General features: G+C 67.1%; 1 protein-coding gene. It reads left to right on the forward strand.

The window, feature by feature from the left end:
* Positions 1-75: 75 nt before the first annotated feature.
* On the forward strand, positions 76-1,375 hold a 1,300-nt coding region (locus tag VL52_RS22880; protein ID WP_046159206.1), incomplete at its 3' end, for a condensation domain-containing protein.

Here is a 1,375-nt window from a genome sequence, read left to right on the forward strand (position 1 = left end):
ACGAGCCGGCCGCGCCGGCTCCGGCGGCCACGCCAAAGCTTGATCAAGACGAACTCAACTATTTGGGCTCACTATATGAATCCTAAAAAAATCGAAGCCGCTTACCCGTTGTCGCCGTTGCAGAAAGGCTTTCTGTTCCACGCCGGTTACGATCTGCAAAGCGCGGACAGCTATGTTGCCCAGTTGTTTCTGGATTTCGAAGGAGAGCTGGACGGGGCGGCGATGCGGTCGGCGGCGGACGCGCTGATGCGCCGCCACGCGAACCTGAGGGCGGGTTTCGTGCATCCGGGCGGGCAGGAACCGGTGCAGGTGGTGCTGCGGGAAGTGGCGGCCGGCTGGGAAGAGCGTGACTGGCGCGGGCGGAATCCGCAGGAGGCGGCCGAGGCGCAATCGGCGTGGCAGGAGGCGGATCGCGAGCGACGTTTCGAGCTGTCGCAGCCGCCGTTGCTGCGGTTCGGCTGGCTGAGGCTGCCGGCGGGGCGCAGCCAGCTGGTGGTGACCTACCATCACATTCTGCTGGACGGCTGGTCGCTGCCCTTGCTGCTGGAGGAGCTGCTGGCGCTGTACCGCGCCGGGGGCGGGGACGGCGGGCTGCCGGAGGCGACGCCCTACAGCGCGTATCTGGGTTGGTTGCAGGAGCGTGACCGCGCGGCGGCATGCGAGGCCTGGGGCGGCTACCTGGAGGGGCTGGAAGGGCCGACCTTGCTTGCGCAAGAAGGACAAGCGGACAAGGGAGCCGCTGCGGCCCAGGCCAGGCTCAGCCTGGAGCTGCCGGCGGAGTTGACGCAGGCGCTGACGAGGCAGGCGCGGCAGCAGGGGGTGACGCTGAATACGCTGCTGCAGGCGGCCTGGGGCATGTTGCTGGGCAAGCTGAACCTGAGCCGGGACGTGGTGTTCGGCATCACGGTTGCGGGCCGGCCGGGGGAGTTGCCCGGGGTGGAGCGGATGATAGGCCTGTTCATCAACACGGTGCCGGTACGGCTGCGATGGTCGGCGGGCGAGACGGTAGCGGGCCTGGTGGGGCGGCTGCAGCGAGAGCAGGCGGGATTGCTGGACCACCAGCATCTGGACCTGGTGGAAATCCAGCGGCTGGCCGGCCAGCGCCAGTTGTTCGATACCTTGTTCATTTTCGAGAACTATCCCTTCGATTCGCAGGCGATGGCGCCGGATTTGGGCCAGGCATCGCTGCGCCGCGTGAGCGGCGGGGAACAACATGAAAGCCACTATCCGCTGACCCTGATGGCTGTGCCGCGGGAGATGTTGAGCCTATACCTGTCCTACGATGCACAGAGGTTCGACAAGGGTGTGGTGCAAGGCCTGCTGACGCGTTTCCGCCTGCTGCTGGAGGCGGTGGCGGCGGAGCCGTCGCGGCCGG

This window comes from Chromobacterium vaccinii (assembly GCF_000971335.1).
GTDB classification, from domain to species: Bacteria; Pseudomonadota; Gammaproteobacteria; order Burkholderiales; family Chromobacteriaceae; genus Chromobacterium; species Chromobacterium vaccinii.